The sequence below is a fragment of the Rhizobium halophilum genome, from assembly GCF_021648825.1.
GTDB classification, from domain to species: Bacteria; Pseudomonadota; Alphaproteobacteria; order Rhizobiales; family Rhizobiaceae; genus Neorhizobium; species Neorhizobium halophilum.
On the sequence record NZ_JAKJHS010000005.1, the window covers coordinates 111,699 to 130,401 of the forward strand.

General features: G+C 59.1%; 19 protein-coding genes. All 19 read left to right on the plus strand.

Going from position 1 to position 18,703, the window contains the following annotated elements:
* Nucleotides 1-25 precede the first annotated feature (25 nt).
* Nucleotides 26-412, plus strand: coding sequence for a flagellar basal body rod protein FlgB (gene flgB, locus LXM96_RS11805; RefSeq protein ID WP_239998698.1), 387 nt, complete (start codon nt 26-28; stop codon nt 410-412).
* Between the two features lie 4 nt (nt 413-416).
* The gene (gene flgC / locus LXM96_RS11810) at nt 417-836 is read left to right on the plus strand and encodes a flagellar basal body rod protein FlgC (protein WP_239998699.1); all 420 of its coding nucleotides are present in this window, start codon (nt 417-419) and stop codon (nt 834-836) included.
* Nucleotides 833-1,162, plus strand: coding sequence for a flagellar hook-basal body complex protein FliE (locus tag LXM96_RS11815; RefSeq protein WP_239998700.1), 330 nt, complete (start codon nt 833-835; stop codon nt 1,160-1,162). Before flgC ends, LXM96_RS11815 begins: the two co-directional genes overlap by 4 nt.
* 19 nt (nt 1,163-1,181) lie before the next feature.
* Complete coding sequence (gene flgG / locus LXM96_RS11820; RefSeq protein ID WP_239998701.1) at nt 1,182-1,970, plus strand: flagellar basal-body rod protein FlgG; 789 nt, start codon at nt 1,182-1,184, stop codon at nt 1,968-1,970.
* 16 nt (nt 1,971-1,986) lie between these two features.
* Nucleotides 1,987-2,463: a flagellar basal body P-ring formation chaperone FlgA gene (gene flgA, locus LXM96_RS11825; RefSeq protein ID WP_239998702.1), complete on the plus strand. Its 477-nt coding sequence runs from the start codon at nt 1,987-1,989 to the stop codon at nt 2,461-2,463.
* A complete protein-coding gene (locus tag LXM96_RS11830; protein WP_239998703.1) occupies nt 2,460-3,584 on the plus strand; it encodes a flagellar basal body P-ring protein FlgI in 1,125 nt (374 codons plus the stop codon). The genes flgA and LXM96_RS11830 overlap by 4 nt, the downstream gene beginning before the upstream one ends.
* Nucleotides 3,585-3,625: 41 nt before the next feature.
* Complete coding sequence (locus tag LXM96_RS11835) at nt 3,626-4,123, plus strand: MotE family protein (RefSeq protein ID WP_239998908.1); 498 nt, start codon at nt 3,626-3,628, stop codon at nt 4,121-4,123.
* Nucleotides 4,120-4,839, plus strand: a complete 720-nt coding sequence (gene flgH, locus LXM96_RS11840; protein WP_239998704.1) for a flagellar basal body L-ring protein FlgH — start codon at nt 4,120-4,122, stop codon at nt 4,837-4,839. Before LXM96_RS11835 ends, flgH begins: the two co-directional genes overlap by 4 nt.
* A 30-nt stretch (nt 4,840-4,869) precedes the next feature.
* The gene (locus LXM96_RS11845; RefSeq protein WP_239998705.1) at nt 4,870-5,376 is read left to right on the plus strand and encodes a flagellar basal body-associated FliL family protein; all 507 of its coding nucleotides are present in this window, start codon (nt 4,870-4,872) and stop codon (nt 5,374-5,376) included.
* Between the two features lie 104 nt (nt 5,377-5,480).
* Nucleotides 5,481-6,218, plus strand: a complete 738-nt coding sequence (fliP, locus tag LXM96_RS11850) for a flagellar type III secretion system pore protein FliP (RefSeq protein ID WP_239998706.1) — start codon at nt 5,481-5,483, stop codon at nt 6,216-6,218.
* A gap of 231 nt (nt 6,219-6,449) precedes the next feature.
* On the plus strand, nt 6,450-8,003 hold the full coding sequence (locus LXM96_RS11855; protein WP_239998707.1) for a flagellin N-terminal helical domain-containing protein: 1,554 nt from the start codon (nt 6,450-6,452) through the stop codon (nt 8,001-8,003).
* Between the two features lie 293 nt (nt 8,004-8,296).
* Entirely contained in the window at nt 8,297-9,856 is a 1,560-nt protein-coding gene (locus LXM96_RS11860) for a flagellin N-terminal helical domain-containing protein (RefSeq protein ID WP_239998708.1), read from the plus strand.
* A 250-nt stretch (nt 9,857-10,106) separates the two neighbouring features.
* Nucleotides 10,107-11,672, plus strand: a complete 1,566-nt coding sequence (locus tag LXM96_RS11865; protein ID WP_239998709.1) for a flagellin — start codon at nt 10,107-10,109, stop codon at nt 11,670-11,672.
* 295 nt (nt 11,673-11,967) lie between these two features.
* Entirely contained in the window at nt 11,968-13,254 is a 1,287-nt protein-coding gene (locus tag LXM96_RS11870) for a flagellin N-terminal helical domain-containing protein (RefSeq protein ID WP_239998710.1), read from the plus strand.
* A gap of 175 nt (nt 13,255-13,429) precedes the next feature.
* A complete protein-coding gene (locus LXM96_RS11875; RefSeq protein ID WP_239998711.1) occupies nt 13,430-14,074 on the plus strand; it encodes a hypothetical protein in 645 nt (214 codons plus the stop codon).
* Nucleotides 14,071-15,324, plus strand: a complete 1,254-nt coding sequence (locus tag LXM96_RS11880; RefSeq protein WP_239998712.1) for a MotB family protein — start codon at nt 14,071-14,073, stop codon at nt 15,322-15,324. The genes LXM96_RS11875 and LXM96_RS11880 overlap by 4 nt, the downstream gene beginning before the upstream one ends.
* Nucleotides 15,325-15,332: 8 nt before the next feature.
* On the plus strand, nt 15,333-16,613 hold the full coding sequence (gene motC / locus LXM96_RS11885; RefSeq protein ID WP_394801948.1) for a chemotaxis protein MotC: 1,281 nt from the start codon (nt 15,333-15,335) through the stop codon (nt 16,611-16,613).
* Nucleotides 16,610-17,983 (plus strand): flagellar hook-length control protein FliK, encoded by a 1,374-nt coding sequence (locus LXM96_RS11890; RefSeq protein ID WP_239998714.1) that lies wholly within the window; start codon nt 16,610-16,612, stop codon nt 17,981-17,983. Before motC ends, LXM96_RS11890 begins: the two co-directional genes overlap by 4 nt.
* Nucleotides 17,907-18,494 carry a transglycosylase SLT domain-containing protein gene (locus tag LXM96_RS11895; protein WP_239998909.1) on the plus strand — a complete coding sequence of 196 codons (588 nt, stop codon included), beginning with the start codon at nt 17,907-17,909 and terminating at the stop codon, nt 18,492-18,494. Before LXM96_RS11890 ends, LXM96_RS11895 begins: the two co-directional genes overlap by 77 nt.
* Nucleotides 18,495-18,703 lie beyond the last annotated feature (209 nt).

An 18,703-nucleotide genomic window follows, 5' to 3' on the forward strand; every position in this document is an offset into this window, starting at 1 on the left:
CTCCAGACAAACGATGGAGAAACCTATGCAACCGATTCAACTGTTCGCGCTCGCGTCTCGCCAGGCTGAATGGCTTTCGGTCCGCCAGGAAGTCGTGGCCACCAACATTGCCAATGCCAACACACCGAAATACCGGGCAAAGGACGTTTCGCCGTTCGATGCGGTTTTGAGCGATACCCAGGCTCAGTTGGCGCGCACCCATCCTGGACATCTGGCAGCCAGCGAGCTCAGTCGAGACATCGCCGTGAAGGAGACCGATCTTGCAGATGAAATCGGCATCCAGGAGTCCGGCAACACGGTAGCGCTCGCCGACGAACTCGCCAAGACCGGCGAAATCAAGAAGCAGTACGAGCTCAGCACGAGCCTCGTGAAGTCCTTTCATAGCATGATGCTCATGACGGTAAGAAGGTAAGCAAATGGATCCGCTTTCAGCCGCTTCCAAGATCGCAGGCTCAGGCCTCGAAGCTCAGGCAACCCGCCTGCGTATCGTATCGGAAAATATCGCCAACGCGCGCTCGACCGGCGACACGCCCGGTGCCGATCCCTATCGTCGCAAGACGATTACCTTCGGCGCGGAGATGGATCGCGCAGCAGGGATCGAAGTCGTCAAGGTGCAGAAGCTGGGTACGGACGCCTCGGACTTCATCGAAGAGCATGATCCTAACCATCCCGCGGCAGACGAGCGCGGCATGGTGAAGCTTCCGAACGTCAACATGCTGATCGAAATGGCAGACATGCGGGAAGCCAACCGCACCTATGACGCCAATCTGCAAACCATCAAACAGACGCGCGAACTCGTCGCTGCGACCATCGACCTTCTGAAGGGCGGACAATGATCGACAACATCACTAAGGTAAGCTCGCTCTCCTCAACGCGCGGCCTGGGTTCGCTCCTCGAAAGCGGCTCCAACACACAAGCGGCAGTTTCACCCGGTGAAAACACCGGCCTCAACTTCGCCAGCGTGCTCGGCGGGGTCGCGACGGACTCGGTCAACAGCCTGAAGTTTGCCGAAGCGAAGTCCTTCGAAGCCATTCAAGGCACGGCCACTACCCGTGAGGTCGTAGACGCCGTCATTCAGGCTCAGCAGACGTTGAACACGGCCATCGCACTCCGCGACAAGATCGTGAACGCCTACCTCGAAGTCACCAAGATGTCGATCTAACGAGACCGGAGATTAGATTATGAGAGCGCTAGCCGTTGCAGCGACGGGCATGGATGCCCAGCAGACCAATCTCGAGGTCATCGCTAATAACATCGCCAACATCAACACGACCGGTTACAAGCGGGCCCGTGCCGAATTCTCCGATCTTCTTTACCAGACGGAACGGGCGCAGGGCGTGCCCAACCGTGCCAACCAGGCGATCGTTCCGGAAGGCGCCAACATCGGCCTTGGGGTGCAAACGGCGGCAGTCCGCAACATCCACACCCAGGGTGAACTGACCCATACCGAAAATGGTCTTGATCTGGCACTGATCGGTCGCGGCTGGTTTCAGATTGAGGCGCCGGATGGCACCACCATGTATACCCGCGCCGGCGCTTTCAATACGAATGCAGAAGGCCAGTTGGTGACGATCGACGGATATACCGTCGTCCCAAACATCGTCTTTCCACCTGATGTCAGCGAAACCGTGATCAGCCGTACGGGACAGGTCAGCGTTCGCGTCGGCAATGAGGCGGAATTCCAGAACATCGGTCAGTTGACGGTCGCCAACTTTGTCAACGAGGCAGGTCTGCAGCCCTTGGGTGACAACCTTTTTGCACAAACGCCAGCGTCCGGTGAGCCTATCGTCGCTGTCCCTGAGGATCCGGGCTTCGGCTACATCAAGCAGGGCTACCTCGAAGCATCGAACGTGGATGCGGTCAAGGAGATCACAAACCTGATCTCTGCGCAGCGCGCCTACGAGATGAACTCCAAGGTCATCACCACGGCAGACGAAATGGCTTCGATCGTCAGCAAGAACCTCAAGTAGTCGACAGGAGGCAGACATGATGTTTCGCCGGATCAGGAAGATCAAAACCACCTGCTGCATTCTCGGCGTACTGATTGCCGCGAGTGCTGCTCCGGCCTTCGCGGATATGGGCACGGCGGTCATTCCCAAGCAGATCATCTATCCGGGCGAAGAGATCTCAGCGGGTGTCGTCGAAGAGGTCGAGGTAACCAACCCAAAGTTGGCAGGCGAATACGCGCGGAGCGTGGAAGAGGTCACCGGCATGGTCAGCAATCGGACGCTGCTTCCGGGGCGTACGATCCTGCTGTCTGCCCTGCGGCCCCCTTACGCCGTCAAGCGCGGCTCCGCCGTTAGGCTCTCCTTCAGCATCGGCAGCATGCAGATTTCTGCGGGCGGTACGCCGCTGCAGGACGCTGCTGTGGGTGACGTCATCCGCGTTCGCAATACCGACTCGGGTGTCATCGTCAGCGGCACGGTGATGGCAGATGGAACCGTACAGGTGATGGCGCGATGAGAACCCTCCGTTTCGCATTTGCTTTTGCCATCTCTGCGTTAAGCTTCTTGGCAGTCGACTCTTTGCCGGCCAAGGCCGACGCCGCCAGGGTAAAGGACATCGCGTCGCTCCAGGCCGGCCGTGACAACCAGCTCATCGGTTACGGGCTTGTGGTCGGCCTGCAGGGATCTGGCGACAGCCTGCGCAGTTCACCCTTCACCGATCAATCGATGCGGGCGATGCTTCAGAACCTCGGGATATCGACCCAGGGCGGCCAGTCCAATGCCAAGAACCTGGCCGCGGTCATGGTGACGGCAAACCTCCCCCCGTTTGCCAGCCCCGGAAGCCGAATCGATGTCAGCGTCAGCTCGCTTGGCGATGCGACATCCCTGCGAGGCGGTACGCTCGTGATGACGTCACTGACTGGTGCAGACGGTCAGATCTATGCCGTGGCACAAGGTGCCGTCATTGTCTCCGGGTTTTCCGCCCAGGGCGAGGCAGCAACATTGACGGAAGGCGTGACAACGTCCGGTCGCGTCCCAAACGGGGCGATCATCGAACGCGAACTGCCGTCTCACTTCAAGGATGCGGTCAACCTGGTCCTTCAACTGCGCAACCCGGATTTCTCCACCGCAGTACGAATGGCGGATGCGGTCAACGCCTTCGCCGGTCGACGTTACGGCGGGCCGATCGCTGAGGCTCGTGACTCCCAGGAGGTGGTCATCCAGAAGCCGAAGGTCGCCGACCTCACACGGCTAATGGCCGAGGTCGAGAACCTGATCGTTGAGACGGACACGCCTGCGAAGGTTGTTGTCAACGAACGGACAGGCACAATTGTCATTGGGGCCGATGTCCGCGTATCCCGGGTGGCTGTCAGCTATGGCACGTTGACGGTACAGGTGACTGAGACGCCGCAGATCGTCCAGCCGGAGCCCTTCTCCCGTGGCGTAACCGCTGTGCAGCCTGAAACCGACATCATGGCGATGAAGGAGGGTGGACCTGTCGCCATTCTCGACGGGCCGGATCTTCGTACCCTGGTGGCCGGCTTGAACAACATCGGCGTCAAGCCAGACGGGATTATCGCGATCCTGCAAGGGATCAAGTCGGCTGGCGCCCTGCAAGCGGAGCTCGTGCTGCAATGACCCTTCCGACGTCTCAATTGACGATCACGCTCTCGAGGCGAATGGTGCGCCAAGCGATTGCGCTGGCTGCCGTGGTCATGCTCGTACCTCAGGTAGGCGCGCAGGAGCCCGCGTCTGTTTCGGCAGCCTCACCGGAAAGCGAGATCCAGCAATTCTGCACCAATATTGCAGATGCGGCACGCGATCAGCGTTACCTGCTGCAGAAGCAGGAACTGGAAAAGCTGCAGGCGGATGTGGACGAGCGCATCGCGGTTCTGGAAGGCCGGAAGACCGAATACCAGGACTGGCTCCAGCGCCGAAACGACTTCCTGCAACGCGCGGAGGCCGGTCTCGTGGATATTTTCAAGACCATGAAGGCGGACGCAGCCGCTCCTCAGCTGGAAGAAATGAACCTAGAGATTGCCGCAGCCATCATCATGAAGCTGCCGGCCCGTCAATCGGGGCTCGTTCTCAGTGAAATGGACCCCCAGAAGGCGGGCATGATCGCCACGATCATCGCAAGCGCTTCCGATCCCAATACTTCGAAAGAACCAACATGACGAAGCGCCTCACCACCCTTGCGGCCGTTCTCCTGCTGACGGGATGCCAGAGCCAGACGATCAAGGAAATCGGCAATGCGCCGTCGATGAGCCCGATCGGCAGCGGTCTGCAGTATGCTTCCGCGCCACAGATGGCGTCCTACCCGAAGCAGCCGCGCCAACTCTCCAATGGATACTCGCTGTGGAGTGACTCGCAGGCCGCCCTGTTCAAGGATGCGCGCGCCTTGAATGTCGGCGATATCCTGACCGTCGACATTCGCATCAACGACCAGGCGTCTTTCGACAACGAGACGGAGCGTAGCCGCACCAACGGCACCAATCTGCAGTGGGGTGCGCAAGTCTCCAACTTCCTCGGCTTCAGCACGGATACCGGTACCAGCGGCGATCTCGGTACCGACTCCAGCTCCAGTTCGCAAGGGAAGGGATCAACGGAGCGCTCCGAGAAGCTGAAGCTGCTCGTCGCGGCGGTGGTGACCGGTATCCTTGAAAACGGCAACCTGTTGATCAGCGGATCGCAGGAAGTGCGGGTCAACCACGAGATCCGTATCCTGAACGTCGCCGGTATCGTCCGGCCTCAGGACGTCGACGCCTACAATACGATCTCCTATGAGCGCATCGCGGAAGCGCGCATATCCTACGGCGGACGTGGCCGTCTGACAGAGGTACAGCAGCCGCCGATCGGGCAGCAGGTCGTAGACCTCTACTCCCCCTTCTGATCGCTCCTGAAGATCGAGGCAGGATAAGCAATGGACGAAACTCAAGGCGCCGAGGGCGGGTCGAAAAAGAAGTCGCCGTTGATGCTTATTGCAGGCGTTGCCGCGTTGACTCTGATCGGCGGCGGAGGCGGCTGGTTCTTGGGAAGCATGATCGCGCCGGCTACACCGTTGGACGAGCATGCGACACCCGCTGGACACGCGAGCACGGACGAAGAAGGCAAAAGCGAGGGAATTCCGAAGATCTCCACCGAGGCCAACGGCGTTGTTCTCCTCGATCCGATCACGACGAACCTCGCCTATCCTTCGGAAAATTGGGTCCGGCTCGAAGTGGCACTGGCGTTCAAAGGACCGGCAGAGCTCTCCCTTGCTGAGGAGATCCATCAGGATATCCTTGCCTACATGCGCACGGTCTCGTTGCAGCAGATCGAGGGACCGCGCGGCTTCCAGTATCTGAGAGACGATATCCAGGAGCGTGTGAACATGCGCGCGCAAGGCAAGGTGTCGAGTGTGATGTTCCGTACCATGGTGATCGAGTAACCTGCATCCAAGCCTGCGGATAACAGGGGATGGTCTGCCGCCGCTGTTGACCGCCACCTGCAAGGGTGAGATCGAAGGTCGATGTCCAGAACCTTCGTGTCCGCATGATTCGGCTGATCTTCCTTTTTATTGCGGTCCTTGCGACCCCCGAACTGGCATTCGCACAGCAATCGCCGGCGGATCTCTTGAATCTTCCCGTCGACGGTTCCGCTGCAGCGTGGATCATCCGAACCTTCGGCCTGCTCACAGTTCTCTCGGTTGCGCCGGGCATCCTGATCATGGTGACGAGCTTTCCGCGCTTCGTTATCGCCTTTTCCATTCTCCGCTCGGGCATGGGCCTTGGAACAGCGCCTTCCAATCTTGTGCTCATTTCCATGGCCCTGTTCATGACGTTCTACGTCATGGCCCCGACCTTCGATCGCGCCTGGAACGAGGGGGTGGAGCCGCTGTTGGCCAACCAGATTGAAGAAGCGGAGGCGGTACAGCGTATTGCCGAACCCTTCCGCGCGTTCATGAGCGTCAATACGCGCGACAAGGACCTCGCGCTCTTCGTCGATCTCGCCCGCGAGCGGGGGCAGAGCGTCGGCACGGCGGAGGCCATCGATTACCGCGTGCTGATCCCGGCCTTCATGCTGTCGGAAATCCGTCGCGGGTTCGAGATCGGCTTCCTGATCATCCTGCCGTTCCTTGTGATCGACATGGTCGTCGCCGCCATCACCATGGCGATGGGCATGATGATGCTGCCGCCGACCTCGATCTCGCTGCCGTTCAAGATCCTGTTCTTCGTCCTGATCGACGGCTGGAACCTGCTCGTCGGCAGCCTTGTGCGATCGTTCAGCTGACCCCTCAGAAGGCCACCTTTAAACCTTCATTTACCATAGCTGGAGCGCTTGGAATCGCGTTCCTCGATTTAAAGAACTTGGCAAGAATTGGCGTGCGAGTTTGCCTCACACGACGGGTTTGGTAGCCAAAGATGCGGCACCGAGTGGCATGACGCCGGGCTGTCGTGACCGGAGGGGAAACCCAACCGGTATGTCCCCCACCTAGTATTTTGTCAAAGGGACAAGCAAGTTATGACGAGCATTCTCACCAACACTGCCGCTATGTCGGCTCTCTCGACCCTGCGTTCAATCAGCGGGCAGATGGACGAAACCCAGGCCCGCGTTTCCTCGGGTCTTCGCGTCGGCGGCGCATCGGACAACGCAGCCTACTGGTCCATCGCAACGACGATGCGTTCGGACAACATGGCTCTTTCCTCCGTCCAGGACGCCCTCGGCCTCGGCGCTGCCAAGGTTGATACCGCCTACGCCGGTATGAACTCCGCCATCGAAGTCGTAAAGGAAATCAAGGCCAAGCTCGTTGCCGCCACCGAAGACGGCGTCGACAAGGCGAAGATCCAGGAAGAAATCACTCAGCTCCAGGATCAGCTGAAGGGCATTTCTCAATCGGCTTCCTTCTCGGGCCAAAACTGGCTGCAGGCTGACCTGTCCGGCGGCACTGTGACCAAGGACGTGGTTGCCTCCTTCGTTCGCAACGACAGCGGCCTCGTCTCTGTCAAGAAGGTCGGCTATGACCTCAGCAGCAGCACCGTTCTGTTCGACACGGCTGCAGCTGACAAGGCCGGCATCCTGGACAAGAACGCGACCTCGGGCACGGCTTCGGCCAACCTGACGGAAGTCAAGATCGTCAAGGAAGTCATCTCCACGAAGACAGCTGACGACCTGATCGCTGAAGGCGCGACCTATAACGCCACAGGCATGAACATCGACGGTGCCGGCACGGACTACATGGCCACCTTCACCGTTGGTGGTGAGACCTACATCCGTAAGTACGACAACACGGGCGCTATTCAGACCGACGCCAACGGCAAGGAACTCTGGGCTCGCGTCGTTGCACTGGATGCTGTTGCCGACGCGGATCTGATCGCCAAGTCTGAAACGGCATACCAGACGACGGGTGCCACCTTCACCGACGGCGCCGACACCTACTACTATGCTGAAGACCAGGTAACCGAGACGAAGAAGGTAACCGGACTGACCAAGGACGCCATCCTCAGCGTCACCGGTGCTTCGGTCAGCGGTCGTGTTGCTGACGTTGCTGGCGAAACCTACATTCAGCTTGAAGAAGGCAAGGACCTGTGGGTCAAGGCTGATGTTGGTAACGCAACGGACGAACTGGTTGGCATCTCGATCAACGGCGTGAACTATGACGTCGATGAAGCCAACACGACGCTGCCTGCTGCTCTGCAGGGTGCTGATCTCGGCTTCTCGGTCTCCGATTTCGATCTGGCAGACCTTGACACGATCGGGACGGCACTTGGTGCCGCTGCCGGTCAGGAAGAAGCTGTCGCACTCGACTTCATGATCCAATACGTCGATACCGCACTCAACAACATGACGAGTGCTGCGGCGAACCTGGGTTCGATTTCGATGCGCATCGACCTCCAGTCGGAGTTCGTCTCCAAGCTCAGCGAATCGATCGATGCAGGCGTTGGCCGCCTGGTCGACGCTGACCTGAACGAAGAATCGACTCGCCTCAAGGCTCTGCAGACGCAGCAACAGCTGGCCATTCAGTCGCTGTCGATCGCCAACTCTGCATCGCAGAACGTCCTGTCGCTCTTCCGTTAAGATCGACCCATCGAGACTGAAAAGCCGCACCTGGCAGCAGGTGCGGCTTTATCTTTTTTTAAGCTTCGCCTGCTACGCGCGCGCACACGCGGAAGCTGCATACTAAAAGTTCATGGCTGCCGTTTTTTCGTGGGCTGCTTAGCGCTTCATTAACCAAACCAGCATTAGCTAGCGTCATCGAGACGGTGAGTTAACCTTGAATATTAACAGGTTAGCAAGCATGAAGCTGTGCGCCGTTACCGGTGAGACCGGAATGTCCCTTCTTTATCAGCCATTCAAGGGGCACTACACGTATGACTAGCATTCTGACAAACACTGCGGCCATGTCCGCTCTCCAGACCCTGCGTTCGATCGGGTCCAGCATGGAAGAAACCCAAGCCCGCGTTTCCTCGGGTCTCCGCGTTGGCGGCGCATCGGACAACGCAGCCTACTGGTCCATCGCAACGACGATGCGTTCGGACAACATGGCTCTGTCGGCCGTCCAGGACGCTCTCGGCCTCGGCGCCGCGAAGGTTGATACCGCCTATGCCGGTATGGAATCGGCCATCGAAGTTGTGAAGGAAATCAAGGCCAAGCTCGTTGCCGCCACCGAAGATGGCGTCGACAAGGCAAAGGTCCAGGAAGAAATCACTCAGCTCCAGGATCAGCTGAAGGGTATTACACAGTCCGCCTCCTTCTCCGGCGAAAACTGGCTGCAGGCAGATCTGTCCGGCGGCGCGATCACCAAGGATGTCGTCGCTTCTTTCGTTCGCAACGACAGCGGCCTCGTCTCCGTCAAGAAGGTGAACTACACCCTCGACGGCACGACCGTGCTCTTCGATAGCGCCGCAGCTGACAAGGCAGGCATCCTTGATAAGGTTGCTACGAACGGCACGTCTACGGCTGCGCTAACCGAAGTCAAGGTCATCAAGGAAGTCATCTCCACGAAGACAGCTGACGACCTGATCGCTGAAGGCGCGACCTATAACGCCACAGGCATGAACATCGACGGTGCCGGCACGGACTACATGGCCACCTTCACCGTTGGTGGTGAGACCTACATCCGTAAGTACGACAACACGGGCGCTATTCAGACCGACGCCAACGGCAAGGAACTCTGGGCTCGCGTCGTTGCACTGGATGCTGTTGCCGACGCGGATCTGATCGCCAAGTCTGAAACGGCATACCAGACGACGGGTGCCACCTTCACCGACGGCGCCGACACCTACTACTATGCTGAAGACCAGGTAACCGTGACTGCGAATGTCACTGGCCTGACCAAGGATGCTATCCTCAGCGTCACCGGTGCATCGGTCAGTGGCCGTGTCGCAACGGTAGGTACCGACACCTACATTCAGCTGGAAGAAGGCAAGGATGTCTGGGTCAAGGCGAACCTTGGCAACGCGACGGATGACCTTGTTGGCCTCGACATCAACGGCGTGAACTACGACGTCGATGAAGCCAACGTAACGCTGCCTGCCGCTCTGCAGGGTGCTGACCTTGGCTTCTCGGTCTCTGACCTTGACATCACCAATCTTGCTGCTGCCGGCGCACTTCTGAACCCCACGGGCACGGCCGCAGAACAGGAAGCCGCTGCTCTCGACTTCATGATCCAGTACGTCGACGATGCTCTGGAACTGATGACCAGTTCGGCTGCCGACCTCGGCTCGATCGCGATGCGCATCGACCTCCAGTCGGAGTTCGTCTCCAAGCTCAGCGAATCGATCGACTCCGGCATCGGCCGCCTGGTTGACGCCGACCTGAACGAAGAGTCGACCCGCCTGAAGGCTCTTCAGACGCAGCAGCAGCTGGCCATCCAGTCGCTGTCGATCGCCAACTCCTCGTCGGAAGTCATCCTCTCGCTCTTCCGCTAAGAGTAGATCCACTCTCACGTATGAAGGCCGCCGGGCAACCGGCGGCCTTTTTCGTGTTTCGGCACGATCTTCACTTTTTCTTAGGACGGATTAATCCTGTTTAACCTTTGTTAACCAATCCTGCCTTAACTGGGCCCATCGAAACGATGGGTTAACCAAGACGAAGAACTGGTTAACGGCATTAAGCCAAATCATCGTACCCGGCGCATCCGGGATGTCCCTCATCTAGCCAATTCAGGGGCAACTACAAATGACCAGCATTCTCACCAACGTCGCCGCAATGGCCGCGCTCCAGACCCTTCGCGGCATCGACTCGCAGATGGAAGACACTCAGGCACGGGTGTCGTCCGGACTTCGCGTCGGAACCGCATCCGACAACGCCGCATATTGGTCCATCGCCACGACCATGCGGTCCGACAACCTTGCACTTTCAACTGTACAGGATGCGCTCGGACTTGGCGCCGCCAAGGTGGACACGGCCTACTCGGCCATGGAAACCGTTGTCGAAGTGATGAAGGAGATCAAGGCAAAGCTTGTCGCCGCCACGGAAGACGGTGTCGACAAATCCAAGATACAGGAGGAGATCAGCCAGCTTCAGGATCAGCTGAAGAGCATCTCGGAATCGGCATCCTTCTCCGGTGAGAACTGGCTGCAGTCAGACCTGACCAACGGCCCCGTCGTCAAGAGTGTCGTCGGTTCCTTCGTACGGTCGGAAGACGGCAGCGTCTCCGTGAAGAAAGTCAACTACACACTCGACAGTTCGACGGTCCTTTTTGACCAAGGGACCCAGATGGGACTGCTCGACCGGGAAGCGGTCACAGGGGCGGATACGGTTTCTCTCGCTGATGTACCGGTAGCCATCTCCAAGGTCTCAACGGCGACGATCACGGACCTTACCGCGGCCGGTGGAACGCTCGGCACGACGGCGATCACCGCTCCAGTAGCCGATAACGTCGAGTCGTTTACGACCACGGGGGGCGACCTCTACGTGCGCTACTACAGCGACACTGGCGTGATCCAGCTAGACGACAACGGCAACGAACTTTGGGCCCGGGTAGTAGCGACGAACGTTGTTCCGGCAGATCTGGGCGCTGCACATCACGCAACGGGCGCGGACATGGCGAACGGCGCCAACGTGTTCTACTATCAGGAGGACATTGCCAACAAGACCGTCTCGGTCACCGCGCTGAGTGGCGCGGACGTGATAAGCCTCAACGCCTCCGGGCTGAACTACAACATCAGCGGCCGCGTTGCCACGGAAGTCTTGGATCCGACAAACGTATGGATCCAGTTGGATCCGACCACGGATGTGTGGGTCAATGCGACCACCGTAGCTCCGGCACCGACGGATCTAAGCGAGCCAACGGCGGAAGGCATCCTGATCGGCGGCGTGCCGTACTACATCAATGAGACCAATCAGACACTACCAGCCGAACTGGTGGGGGCATCTCTTGGCTTCTCCGTCAGCACCCTCGATATTACCGATCTCGATGCCGTCGCCGCGCAAATGGGAGGCATGTCTACGGAAGCCGATGCTTTGGACTTCATGGTGCAGTATCTCGACACTCAGCTTGAAGCCATTGTCAGCGCCACGTCGGCTCTCGGTTCCATCGCCATGCGGATCGGCATGCAGGAGGACTTCATTTCCAAGCTCACCGACTCCATCGACTCCGGTATCGGCCGTCTGGTCGACGCCGACATGAACGAGGAGTCGACGAGATTGAAGGCGCTGCAGACCCAGCAGCAGTTGGCCATACAGTCGCTGTCCATCGCCAACACCGCTTCCGAAAACATCCTGACTCTCTTCCGCCAGTAAGCGGAGCCCGGCTAGGGGCATCTTCGTCCCGCCCTGCGGATTGAAAGTCACGATGGAAGACCGCGCTCCACCCGGAGCGCGGTTTTTGCGTTCGCAGTACGCAACAGAACCCCCTTCACATCGCCGGGACCTCGGTTCCACCTGCTCGGCGCAAGCCTCGGCTGATACTGCCTGTTAACTCTTTCTTAACGAAGGGCAGACCGCCTCCCATGATGGGAGCAACAGGCGGAAAAGCATCATGCCCTTTGCCGGCCTTTTTCGAGGCATCGCGCATTTCTGGCAGGGGCACGATTCAATGACCAGCATTCTCACCAACGTCGCGGCCATGGCGGCACTCCAGACGCTGCGGCAGATTGATCGCGACATGGAAACGACGCAGGCACGCGTGTCCTCGGGCCTGCGGGTTGAGACGGCTGAGGACAACGCCGCCTACTGGTCCATTGCGACGACAATGCGCTCCGATAACAGCACGCTTTCCACCGTCCAGGACGCTTTGGGTCTGGGGGCGGCCAAGGTGGACACTGCCTATGAGGCGATGGAAAGTGCCATCGCGACGGTCCAGGAGATCAAATCGAAGATTGTGGCGGCCTATGGCGTCGGTGCCGACCGCGCGAAGATCCAGGAAGAGATTACCCAGCTTCAGGAGCAACTGCACAGCATCTCGGAATCGGCAAGTTTCTCCGGCGAGAACTGGATCCAGGGAAAGATCAGTGACGGTGGCGATCCAGCCACGCTCACCGCGCAAGTGAAGGAAGTGGTATCTGCATTTACGCGTGGTCCGTCAGGTGAAGTTGCGGTCACGACCGTAGACTACATCATGGACTCCACCACCGTGCTCTTCGATACCAGTGGTGGCAAGCTTGGGATCCTCGACCAGGATCTGGTCTATCTCGGACCCAGCGAGACAGTGGTCACCGCAACCATTGACGATGGGACGACCGTAACAACATCCGAGTATCCCGTTGCCTTCCTGACCGACAAGCAGATAGCCGACCTGGGGATAGCAGATGCCGACCCTTCAGCGAATGTGTTCTCTGACGGAACGACGTCCTACATGAGGGTCGCTCCCGACACCTGGGCTCAACTGACGACAACCGACCCGGCCTCAGCCGTTCCAGCAACAACGGCTTCGGTTCATAGCTATGGCGGCGATACCTTCTTCTTCGCCTTCACCGTCGCGGACGACCTTACGTCGAGAAGGATTGGTCCATCCGTTGTCACACTGGACATCACCAAACTGGCCGAGATGGGCGTCACGTTCAATGGCAAGGTACCAGGCTCCATTGCCAAGGATGAAGATGTCCTGGATGTCATGACGAGCTTCATCGATCGCCAACTGCTGGCCATGACCAGTGCCGCATCTAGCCTCGGCTCGATTCAGAGCCGCATCGATCTTCAAGAAAACTTCGTCGCTTCGCTCATCGACGTGATTGACAAGGGTATTGGCCGCTTGGTGGACGCTGAGATGAACGAGGAATCCACCCGCCTCAAGGCGCTGCAGACGCAGCAGCAGCTTGGCATTCAGTCCTTGTCTATCGCCAATACCAACGCGGAAAACATTCTCACGCTGTTTCGTCAGTAATCCGCTCCGGCGACGAAAGAGCCGCCGCGGGGGCCATCTTCACCTTCGCGCAAGTTTGATCGCCTACCGTGTTAGCCATTCCCCGGAGTGCGTGCGGCACGTAAGGGGCGGAGGCTGCCCGCTGGTTGAAGTGGCGGTCTTTCGCGTGGACGAACATTGATGACCAGGAAAAGCGATGACCGCCTCAATTGCCCGCTATCTGAAGGACTTTGGCGAGCCGACGCCGCTCCCGCTCGTCCTCGCCGATGATAAAGGCGATCCCGGCTTTGGCGAGAGCTTCCCCAGCTTGGAGGCAATCGAAGTTCCCGTCGATCTTGAGGAGGAGCGTGCAGAGGCCCGTGCTGAGGGTTATGACGCAGGCCTCACGGAGGCGCGACGAATTTGGGCAGAGGAAAAGGAGGCGGTGCTTAAAGCACATGCCGACGAGATCTCTGCTATCCGGGAGAAATACGAGGTCGAGATTGCTTCCCTCGTCGAGAGAAAGCTAGGAGAAGCAGCCGTCCTTATAGCCGAAGCGGTCAGCAATCAGACAGCGCAGGTATTGGCGCCGGTTGTGGAGGACGCACTGGTCTCCAAGGCCGTCGATGATCTCGCGGACTTATTGCGAACTGCGATCATCGAGGGCGACGCGGGGGCAGTGATCATCCGTGGCCCCGCGAGCCTCTTCCGGAAACTGAGCTCGAGCCTATCCCAAGAGCACGCAACTGTGCTTCGTCACGTTGAAGCGGTTGACTTGGATATCACGGCTGAGTTCGGGGACGCTGCTCTAGTCACTCGCCTCTCCGCCTGGAGCGCGCGCCTCAAGGAGGTGCTGGCGTGAGCGAAGGCGAAAACCACCACCACGGCAAAAACGAGATCATCATCGTCAAGCGCCATCGTGGTGATCACGACGGCGCTCATGGTGGCGCCTGGAAGATCGCCTATGCGGACTTCATGACCGCCATGATGGCTTTCTTTCTTGTGATGTGGCTGGTCAATGCTGCCAACGAAGAGACCAAGGCTTCGATGGCCAGCTACTTCAATCCGATCAAGCTGTCTGACGAAACGCCTGCGCAAAAAGGTATCGAAAAACCCGTAGATCAGGCGGAGGGTGAGGAGCAGAGGGAACGGTCGCAAGTGAAGGCCGATCAGGACACCGTCGGCTCGGCGGCAGCAACTGGCGAAGATCTCACCTCGACCTCGGGCGACGAGACCAACTATTCCGAGGCCGACTACTTCGAAAACCCCTATTCGGTCCTCGCCGAGATCGCACAGGAAGTCGGCCAGCAGGCGAACGTCAGCGCAAAGGGCGAGGGTGGCGCGGCCGATTCAGGTCCCTCAACGGGTGCAGATGGTGGAGAGGCTTACCGCGACCCGTTTGATCCGGACTTCTGGACGAAGCAGGTACAGGCAACAAGCGCGGAGGATCAGCGAGAGGTCGAGCGTGTTCAAGCTGCCGAGTTACAGTTGGAAGCAGACGAGCAGGCAGCCGCGATCGCCGCGCCGCAACCGCGCGATGATACCTCCTTGCCCGTAGCTCCAGCTGACGCTGCCAAAGCAGGGAAAGCGGCCGAGAACTTCCCCGACGCCACGTCTGCGAATCCAAGCATTGATCTTGAGAAAGCGGAGGATGTGGCAGAAGAGCTTCGCAAGCAGATAGCCTCAAAGATCCAGGGAGTGGCCGGGAAGCTCGCAGAGGGGTTGGTCGTGACGCCGGCCGAGGGGGGGCTGCTCGTAACGATTTCCGATCAAGCAACGGATCCGATGTTCAATGTGGGCTCCGCAGTTCCCCGGCGCGAGATGGTGCTGGCCATGGAACGAATTGGCCAGGTTCTGAAGGATCGAAAAGGCAGCGTTCTCATCCGCGGCCATACCGACGGACGGCAGTTCAAGGGAACCGAGAACGACAACTGGCGTCTTTCCATGTCACGAGCGCACAGCGCCTATTACATGTTGGTGCGCGGCGGGCTTGCAGAATCACGTGTGAAGCAGGTGTCTGGTTATGCCGACCGGCGTTTGCAGGTCGTTGATGATCCCTTGGCGGCCGCGAACCGACGGATCGAAATCCTCGTGCAGGCGGATGAGGGATGAGAACGGTTCTGGCGGATCTGCGAACGCTCCTTGTCTCAACCGCTGCTTTGGGACTCGCCCTTTTTTCTGCAGGGGGTCTTGCGGCGCAAGAGGATGCAGCTCTTGAACCTTACGTAATGCTGCGTTCACTGCAATTCGTCCAGGACACGGTCGTGGCCGGCGATCATTCCGCCGCCGAGATGCAGCGCTTCATGTTGAGCAAGATCGATCAGCGCCTGCGCTCCGCATCCCTTGCCGTTTACGACGATCCCCGTAACGTCGATGCTGCGCTGATATACGCCATGAGCGGCGGCAATCCGGAAACCCTTGAGTACCTAGTAGGCAGGGACATCGCAGGAAATTTCGACACCCGCGTCGCCGATGCCCTCCGAAAGTACCTGGCGGGAAAGGGTACGCTGATCGCTACGTCTTTGGGAGACATGGCAAAGGAGTATCGGGATCAGCGAATAGGCCCTTATCTCGCCCTGGTCAGCGGGAACGTCACGCTTCCGAAAGATCCAAAAGACGCGCTGTCCTTCTATGATATGGCAAGATTGTCTGCTCCCGGCACGATAGTGGAAGAGGCAGCCCTCAGGCGCTCGGTCGCCATTGCCGCCGACGCCGACATGGTCGACAAGGGCTTGGCCTATGCGCGCCAATACGCGCGACGGTTCGTCCATTCCCCTTATGCAAGCCAGTTCGCCGACTTCTTCGTGCAGTTGGTGGTCGAACACTATCCTCAGGTGAGCGAGGAAGACCTCGATGGTACGCTGGAGTTCGTGGACCTGGACCGTCGGAAAGAAGTCTTTCTCAGGATTGCCAGAAGTGCAGCGCTGAAGGGAGTGGGCGAACTCGCACGCTTGGCCTCGGCAAAGGCAGCATCGCTGTCTGGGCTGGAGAATGAACCGCCGGAGGCGATGGTGACGCTCTACAGCGGGCTCGCGAATATTCCGACACCTAACGTGGCTGCCGTCGCAGATGGGCTATTGGCGATTCCAGACGATCAGTTGTCTCCGCGGGATCAGGCGCTACGCCGAGCGGCACGGGTCGTGGCTGAAGAGGTGATACGTAGACCCGCGGGCGAAAGCCTGGGGCAAGTTGAAGCGGTCACAATTCCAGTAGCACCAGACGCGGTCACACCTTCCGTGTCGTCCGAGAATGACCTCTCCGGATCTGCTCAGGCCGCATCTATCGTCCCTGCGAGCAGTGCTGTTGAACTGGATCCCGAATTCAAAACCTTCGTCGAGACCGGACGCTCGAAACTGAGTGCTGTCGATGATCTTCTGGAGGAAGAAGGTGTGAGACCATGACGCTTGAGGTTCTTGCGAAGCCAGCCCCGAAAGAGGCGCCGTCGAAGCCTGGTGGACGGGCCGCGGCTCGATCCGAGGCTCAGTCTGAGGGGGAGGCGTTCTCCAGCGCACTGTCGAAGGCCAAGCGTGGAGTGACGTCCGGCGATACCGTCGGCAGAGCTGACCGTTCCACCTCACCTGCCCCCGCAGAGGACGCCGAACGTGCTGTGAAAGATGGAGCTCGCTTGCCCGGCTCACGTCTGAAGAGTGGGGAGGATCCTCTTGTGAAGGAAGAGGACCCTGAAACAGGCGGGGCTGCACACACGACTCCTTCGCCTGAAAAAAGCATAACGCATCGCCGCGCGTCGGCCATTGAACCATCCACTGACGAGGTGCAGAGGCCGGTGATTGCGGCTGCCACGGAAGAAACGCCCGAGGGAGGAGAAGAGGAAGCGGCTGCCCCTCAGAATGCTGCCGAGTTGCTGACCATCCTGGTGACCCCTTCTGCCGCGGTTGCTACGGGCGCCGGAGCTCGGGCGGCCAATCCGGCTGAAGGCCGCAAAGCCTCAGATCCTGCCCCCGAGCGTGCTGCGAAATCAATCTCTGGCGCCGACATCCCGAAGGCGTCCGCCGACGCTATTGATATGCCGAGTTCCGAAGGCCCGGACAACAGCGTCGACCGGAGCTTTCGCTTCATCAACGCGAAAAGCGGCGCTGTGAACTCCGAGCTGACCACGGCGGCTCAATCTCAAGATCTTCGTGCTCCGGACACTAAAGCTGCCATGCCGCAAGCGGAGAACGTGATCGTGCTCGATTCTCGCCGCTTCATAGGCTTTCAGACTGGCGCCAACAGCGCTTCCTTGATGGCAGCCATGGTGGGTGACCAGGCTTGGACGGCCGCCATGCAAGCCGACGCGAGCCTTTCCAACATTGCCACCCAAAGCAGCTCAGGCTCAGTCGTCCACATGCTGAAGCTGCAGATGACGCCTCACGATCTTGGCACAGTGACGGCTACGCTTAAGATGAACGGCGAGCAGTTGCACGTTCAGCTTACGGTGGAGACACGGGCGGCTCATCGGCAACTAAGCGAAGACAGTAGTGGCATGCTGGACGCGCTACGGTCACAGGGATTCACGGTTGATCAGGTCACCATCAGCATTGCCCCCTCCGCGGAATCAGATCCGCAGAAAGGGCAGCAGGGGGCGCAATCGGGCCAGCAACAGGCGATGGGACATGGCGAGCGCGAAGGCACCAACCGCAACCAGACTGGCGAGCGGTCTGTCGGCGTAGCTGATGACAGGAATGGCGACGATGATGCAGCTTTGGACAACGCGCCGGCAGTGGGTGCTGGCGGCGCTGGCAGCACTGGTGATGGGCAGCTCTACCTCTGAGGGTATGGCCTCGCCTGGGGCCTGTGAGCAGGAGATACAGGCGGCTGCGGCCAAATATGGTGTACCTGAAGGGATACTTTATTCTGTTGGGCTTACCGAAACCGGCCGTAAAGGCAGCCTCTACCCCTTCGCGATGAATGTCGAAGGCAAGGCCTATTACCCCCCGTCGCGCTCGCAAGCGCTCGCCGAGTTCGACGCTGCGAAGCGCGAAGGGCGCAAACTGATCGACGTGGGCTGCATGCAGATCAACCACTACTTTCACGGGGAGCATTTCTCTTCGCCCGCCGAGATGTTTGAGCCTAGGCGCAACGTGGAGTACGCGGCGAAGTTCCTTAGCAACCTACACGCGCGGCATGAAACGTGGACAATGGCTGTGGCGCGCTATCATGCTGGGCCTAACAACGACCCCGCGCAGCAGAAATACGTGTGCCGAGTGATCCGAAATCTGGTCGCAACCGGCTACGGAAACTGGACGCCAAGCGCCCAGCAATTTTGCCAGAACAGCAACTAAAGGTAGCATTCAGAGCCTACAAGACTCGCAGGCGTTTTGCGGCGGCTTTGCGGCCGGAATCAGGCATGGCAACTGTGCGGTGGAGGGCTGTTAATATTATCCACTGGAAAATTGTGCCTTAAGTTCACGTCGCATACTAGATGTAGTGCAAATCGTGGGCGCGTGGTTAATCAACTATTAATTTGTTTGGTTAACTTCCTACAGCTTGT